General features: G+C 56.6%; 5 protein-coding genes. All 5 read left to right on the top strand.

Annotation, left to right across the window (positions count from 1 at the left end):
- A partial coding sequence (locus VGE80_RS16375) for a hypothetical protein (protein ID WP_440593416.1) occupies positions 1–493 on the top strand: 493 nt, incomplete at its 5' end.
- A gap of 357 nt (positions 494–850) precedes the next feature.
- The gene (locus VGE80_RS16370) at positions 851–2,245 is read left to right on the top strand and encodes an enolase C-terminal domain-like protein (RefSeq protein WP_440593415.1); all 1,395 of its coding nucleotides are present in this window, start codon (positions 851–853) and stop codon (positions 2,243–2,245) included.
- Positions 2,246–2,520: 275 nt separating this feature from the next.
- Entirely contained in the window at positions 2,521–3,369 is an 849-nt protein-coding gene (locus VGE80_RS16365; RefSeq protein ID WP_373652469.1) for a ParA family protein, read from the top strand.
- A gap of 661 nt (positions 3,370–4,030) precedes the next feature.
- Positions 4,031–4,642 (top strand): HNH endonuclease, encoded by a 612-nt coding sequence (locus VGE80_RS16360; RefSeq protein WP_373652468.1) that lies wholly within the window; start codon positions 4,031–4,033, stop codon positions 4,640–4,642.
- 370 nt (positions 4,643–5,012) lie between these two features.
- Positions 5,013–6,464 (top strand): PfkB family carbohydrate kinase (locus VGE80_RS16355; RefSeq protein WP_440593414.1); only part of this gene is annotated, 1,452 nt, incomplete at its 3' end.

The raw sequence follows: 6,464 nt of genomic DNA, 5'->3' as shown, positions 1-6,464 counted from the left end.
AATGGACGCGGCCTGGCTCGCCACTGTGGCGGCTGTCGCCACGTTATGTCTGCTGTTGCTGGTTCGATCCAACTTGAAACCTCAGCTCAAGCAGATGCTCGGAGTCGTTTGGGCGGTTGGTGTGATTGGTGCGGTTATCGGACTCGACGGAATCTACCCCGGTGCGCAGCGACGCGCTGCGGTAGGAATGGTTCAACGGTTGGGGGGATCGATCACTCAGGATGAGGACGGATCGATCAACGCAGACCTCGGTGGAACCGAGTGCCACGACGCTGACCTGAAACGTCTGCTTCCGAGGCTGAAGTACTTCTCCAAAATCGGGTCGGTTGGTGTGAATAACACTTCGGTAACAGATTCGGGCCTCGATGCGATCGGCAAGACATTCCAGGGATCGCAGACCCCCGCGCGCGTCAATGTGACTGGCTCGCAGGTTACTCCAAGCGGTGTCAGGAAACTGCAACGCACTCTGGATGGCGTCGAAGTTCTCCACTGATCGGCACTGAAGGCGAATCGGCATTGAGGACGAAGATCGCCACCAAGTGAGTTTCGAGCCAGACGTCTCCCTCCCCGCAAGTGGTTTGCGATCTGCCTTTCGGAAATTGGAAGCCTCGCTTGAGGAGTGCTCTCTGAAAGATGTGAGTCTTCAAATTGAGGACGTCCCTGCGCTTCGCGTTCCCGAATTGCGAGAGCCGATCCTGGCGAATTGGGTGATATCCAGACCGCTTTTGATTCGATCTCTGACGGCGGAAATGGTACGTTGCGACATTGCTCGAAAGATCCGTAGCGGCGCGAGTCGCCATTATCTGGCGCTCGCGGAATTCATTTACTGGAAACATCGGGAACACTGAGAATGCAGCAACGAAGTGACATCTCTTACAGTCCACGGATGAGCCGTCGAGACGTTTTGCGGTGGGGCGCAATGGCGAGCAGCGCAGCTCTGCTCGGGCACTGGTCCGCTCCGCAACTGCCGGCGGCCGTGTCGTCGACCTGGCTGACGATCGAAAAGATTGAGCGAACGACACTTCATCTTCCGTTCCGTGAAATCCCTGCCCGTGCGATGGCGCGCGAGATTCCGCATTGGCAGTATCTGGAGATCTGCGAAGTCACTCTGAAGTCCGGGAAAACCGGGTTCGGTGAGACAATGCTGTTCTATACCTGGGGAACCACCAGCGATCAGGCTGTCGAACGCTGTCGGGGGAAGAATGCGGCAGAAATGATGTGGGACGATTCTCTGGGAGCCGGATTGCAGATGGCGCTCTTCGACGCCGTGGCCCGGACGCTGGAAGTCCCGTTGCATGCTCTCTTGGGTAAGAAGCACTACCCCCGGACTCCGCTTTCATGGTGGAATATCGACCTCCCCCCCGAAGACCTGGCGAGCGAATGTGCACTTGCCTACAAGTCAGGGTACATGTCTCTGAAGACTAAAGGTCGGCCCTGGTTTGATTTGTGGAAGCAGATCGAACTGTCGATCAAGGTAGTTCCTGAGTCGTTCAAGATCGACATGGATTTCAATGACACGTTGCTGACCGCGGAGCGGGCGATTCCGATTCTGAAGGAGTTTGACAGTATTCCCCAAGTCGACATCTGGGAAGGTCCGCTTCCTCAGGCGGACCTGGAGGGAAATCACCAGTTGAAAGAGGCACTCAAGGCCAAGGTCGCGCTCCACTACGGTAACCCTGATCCGTGGGACATGCTGAAGACAGACGCCTGCGACGGCTTCGTGGTGGGTGGAGGCGCATCCACGCTGATGCGAACGGGAGCGGTTTGTGCCATGTCACGAAAGCCGTTCTGGCTGCAACTGGTCGGCTCATCCGTCACTGCCGCTCACTCATTGCATTTCGGTGGCGTTCTGGAATGGGCCAAATGGCCCGCAGTGAACTGTCACCAGCTATTCGACGTATCGACACTCACGGCTCCGATCGTGGTTGAGAATGGCACTGCGATTGTCCCGGACGCCCCGGGTGTTGGCTTTGAGCTGAATCGTGACGTACTGAAGAAGTACGCTGTGACGAAGCCAGCCACGCGACCAGAGCCCCAGCGGCTGCTGGAAACAACGTGGCCAGACGGTCGGACGATGTACACGGCGAGTAACGGCACCGTGAACTACATGCTCACCCACGCCATCGCCGGACGAATGCCCTATTTCGAGAAAGGGGTTAACACCCGATTGGTTCCCGATGATGGTTCCGCCAAATGGCGAGACCTGGTCGAAAAGTCGCGAGAAAAACCTTACATGGTGAAATAGACAACCGAACGAAAAGAACCGGGGGAATCTCTCCGGTTCTTTTCATTTCCTGACTTGCACGAATCACAGTGGATGGGGTGAAGATGCTGCAGGTAGTCTCGCCCTGTCTCATGCTCGCCGCCAGAATGTCAGATTGCGAGTGGAATCGTCGCTAAGTCAATTCAAGTCAATGACTTCAATATCAGGTGTCTGTCTGTGAAACCCGTCTTTCACCGATTCGCACTGTCGGCTAAAATTGCCTCATCGAATTTTGACTCTCCGGGAAAGGACGCCCGATGCGCAGCATTTGTGTGATGAATCAGAAGGGTGGCGTTGGCAAGACGACTACCAGTGTGAATCTTGCGGCTGGTCTCGCAAAGCAGGGCCGTCGTGTCTGTCTGATCGATCTGGATCCACAAGGCCACGCATCCCTGCATATGGGTGTGGATGCATTTGGGCAGACTCCGACCGTCTACGATGTTTTCTCCGGTCGGAAGTCGATGGCCGACGTTAAGCAGCTCGCAGTCGACAACCTGTGGGTCGTCCCGTCTGACCTCGATCTGGCGGCGACCGAAGTCGAACTTGTCGACATGCAGGGGCGTGAACTGATCCTGCGCAATGCCATTGAAAAGCTTTGCCAGCAGCAACCGCTGGATTATGTGGTCATGGATTGCCCCCCTTCCCTGGGTGTTCTCACGATCAACGCCTTGACGGCTGCGAAAGAAGTCTTCATCCCTCTGCAGCCGCATTTTCTAGCCTTGCAGGGCTTGTCAAAACTGTTCGAAACGACCGCCCTGGTGAAGCGCCGACTGAATCGCGATCTGATCGTCAGCGGAATCGTGCTGTGCCTGTATGAAACATCGACGCGACTGGCTGCCGATATTACCGACGACCTGATCCACTTCCTGGAACAGAGTGACCCACGGGCTCCCTGGAAGAACGCTCGAATCTTCGAAAGCCGTATCCGACGTAACATCAAGCTGGCGGAATCCCCCAGCTTCGGTCAGTCCATTTTTGACTACGCTCCGAAGAGTCCCGGTGCCATCGACTACGGAGCTCTCGTCGCGGAAGTTCTCGGAGCAGAAGTGGCCAATGCCGAGCCTGTCGCTCCAGTCCAACAGGCGGTTGACGCAATAGCTGCTTAGGCCACCTTCTGCAACAACACCTTTCGAACTCGTTTCTGATCAAGCCCGCCCAGTTCTGGACGGGCTTGCTTGCATTCGGCCTGAACACACCAGGCGCTCATCAGCGTTCCCATCCCTGATGGTGGGGTGGAACAAGCAGCGTTGTTTCCGTAGAGGCGTGTGGTTTCGGAAACACGAAACTGCGCGCTGCAAGCTTGATGCATCGAAAGGATTTATGAGTCGGGGCTGGAACTGCTTGAAAATCCAGGATGAGGCGAAAGTGTCAGACGGGGACGGTCTGGCGCGGTGGCGAATCAATCGCTTGCGGACCCGCTTCAGAAAGCGGACAACGCGGTGCTCTCGGTCATCTTAAGAGTCGTAAGTTGCTGTTTGCGTAAATGCTTTGATTAGGTCAGACGATTCGCGGGCTCGCATTTGTGAATGCTGACGACGATCCTGACAGTCCCGTTAGTTCTGTAATCGCAACGTTTTCGAACATACTTTAGGGCTAGGTGTCCCCTGATCCGTGGATGTGTCATTGTTGCCGTTTGGTTGAGATCCCGTCTACAATGAGGGAACGGTTGGCGGTTTGCATGGTCTATTCCTGTTTCTGCCTTTTGCAACTCGCCACTGTGATGCACGTGACGCCCCTACTTGTCCAGTGCGGAGGAGCACAGGCGAGATGATTGCAGCACACAGTCCGGCGATTCAGTCGAGCGTACTGGCACTGAATCGTCACTATCTTCCGGTGCATGTTCTCTCCGTCAGTCGCGCCTTCTGCCTGCTCTACAAAGGGGCCGCCGAAGTCATCTCCGTCGACGACGGTACGTTTCATTCGTACGACTTCGAGAACTGGGTGGAGATGGGTTTTCTCCGTCTCGAAATGGATGACCGGGAGGATGTGGACTGGATTCGCGCGGTGAACTTTGAAATCCAGGTCCCTCGTATTGTTCGGTTGCTCCGCTATGACCGATTGCCCCGAAATGGGGTCAAGTTCAATCGCCGCAACATTTTCCTACGGGATGAGAACCGCTGCCAGTACTGCGGGAAACGGTTCGGAACACATCGGCTCAGCCTCGATCACGTGATGCCCAAAAGTCGCGGAGGGCCAACCAACTGGGAAAATATCGTCTGCTGCTGCCTCGATTGCAATGTGCGGAAGGGAGGACGCACTCCCTATGAAGCGAACATGAAGCTGATGAAACAGCCTCACAAGCCGGCGAGAAATCCGTTGTTGTTTCATCATTTGAGTAGCCGCAAGTACGACTGCTGGCGGACTTTTTTAAGCGATTGATCTGCTTCGCATGAATGCGCGACTCGAACGCCGTTTCGCGGTCGTCCTAGGGAGCCAATCGGGTTTCAGCGCGGGGACTTTCGCACTATGACACAGTGATTTTGGGTCTAGCGGGAGGTGACTCTGCCGGGTTCGGGGCACTTGGGAACGGCTCTCGGCCACGAGCGTCAAAGCACGAGAAACCGGTCCCGAGGCATTTCGATTTTGAAACCGCATTGACGGAACCGCCTGACGCGAGGATGATTGCGGGCATCAGAAGTTAACCTGATGGATCCGGCGGAGTCCGGACCTGACTCGGGAAGTTTCTTCACGGATACCGAGCGACGAATTGGACGAAGAGCGTTAGTCAATCAGCCAAGGATGGCGGACAATGACGTTTGAACTGATCGATGAAATGGCGCGACTGGGCACTCCGCGGGTGCTCGTCATCGGTGACTTGATCCTGGATCGCTATGTCTGGGGTGATGCTGAACGGATCAGTCAGGAAGCCCCCGTGATTCTCTTGCGAGAGGATCGACAGGAGACGCGGCTGGGTGGCGCGGCAAACGTCGCCAACATGCTGCGCGGACTGGAGGCGGAAGTCACTCTCGCCGGCGTTGTCGGAGCCGATCCCGATGGAGTTTGGGTCGCGAAAGAACTCGAACGATTTGGAGTCGACTGTGCGGCTCTGGTCGTGGACAGTGAACGGCCGACGACCTGCAAAGTCCGATTCATGGGACGTGCCCAGCACCGTCATCCTCATCAAATGCTGCGAGTCGATCGGGAAGATCGAAAGCCTGTCGCCTCAGCCATTGTCGTGCAACTGCTGGCAGCCATCCTTCCCCGGCTGCATGAATTTCAAGCGGTGCTGATTTCCGATTATGCGAAAGGAGTCTGCACTGCAGAACTGCTGCGACCTTTGATCAAGGCCGCACGGGCCGCGGGATTGCCGGTGATTGTCGATCCCGCCGCAGGCGGCGATTACAACATCTACCGTGGCGCAACAGGCGTCACACCCAATCGCTCGGAAACTCAAAAGGCAACGGGTGTTGAAATCCGGACGATCGATGCTGCCTATCAGGCGGGGCAGTTGCTTGTCGAAAAGTTCGAGCTCGACATGGCCTTTGTTACGCTCGACCGGGACGGAATTGTTCTGGCGCCGCGTCATGGTCAATCTGTCCACTTGCCCACCCGCGTGCGTGAGGTCTACGACGTGACCGGAGCCGGCGATATGGTTCTGGCCATGTTCGGATTGGGTATGGCCGCCGGCATCGAGCCAACCAATCTGTGTCGACTGGCGAACGTGGCCGGGGGACTTGAGGTCGAACAAGTCGGCGTCGTTCGCATCAGTCGCAAAGAGATTTTGACCGACCTGCTGCGAGGATCCCGTCGCGCGGCAGGAAAGGTCTGTACCGTCGACGAGTTGACGCGGCATGTTGCCGCAAGGCACAAAGCGGGACAAAAGGTGGTCCTCACCAATGGTTGTTTTGACCTGCTCCACGTGGGGCATCTCAGCTACCTGCAGGAAGCCGCCCAGGAAGGAGATTGCCTGATTGTCGCAATCAACAGCGACAATAGCGTGCGACGTTTGAACAAGGCGCCCGATCGACCGATCTTCAATGAAGAGTACCGCGCTCAGATGCTCGCGGGGCTGGAATCGGTTGATTACGTCGTTGTCTTCGATGAAGAGACTCCCCATGCCGTCTTGCGCCAGATACAGCCGGACGTGCTCGTGAAAGGGGGAACCTATCGCGAAGACGAGATCGTCGGACGCGAGGTGGTGCTCGGCTACGGTGGACGAGTCAAGGCGTTGGGGATTACCCCGGGGGTTTCGACCACTGAG

This window comes from Schlesneria sp. (genome assembly GCF_036405755.1).
Taxonomy (GTDB): domain Bacteria; phylum Planctomycetota; class Planctomycetia; order Planctomycetales; family Planctomycetaceae; genus Schlesneria; species Schlesneria sphaerica.
Note: the sequence above shows the minus strand (reverse complement) of the source record. Positions and strands in the feature narration are given on the sequence as shown.

Bases quoted from the DNA above. Each gene is read 5' to 3' on its own strand.
- VGE80_RS16370 (WP_440593415.1), top strand. From the start codon at position 851: ATGCAGCAACGAAGTGACATCTCTTACAGTCCACGGATGAGCCGTCGA.
- VGE80_RS16360 (WP_373652468.1), top strand. From the start codon at position 4,031: ATGATTGCAGCACACAGTCCGGCGATTCAGTCGAGCGTACTGGCACTG.
- VGE80_RS16365 (WP_373652469.1), top strand. From the start codon at position 2,521: ATGCGCAGCATTTGTGTGATGAATCAGAAGGGTGGCGTTGGCAAGACG.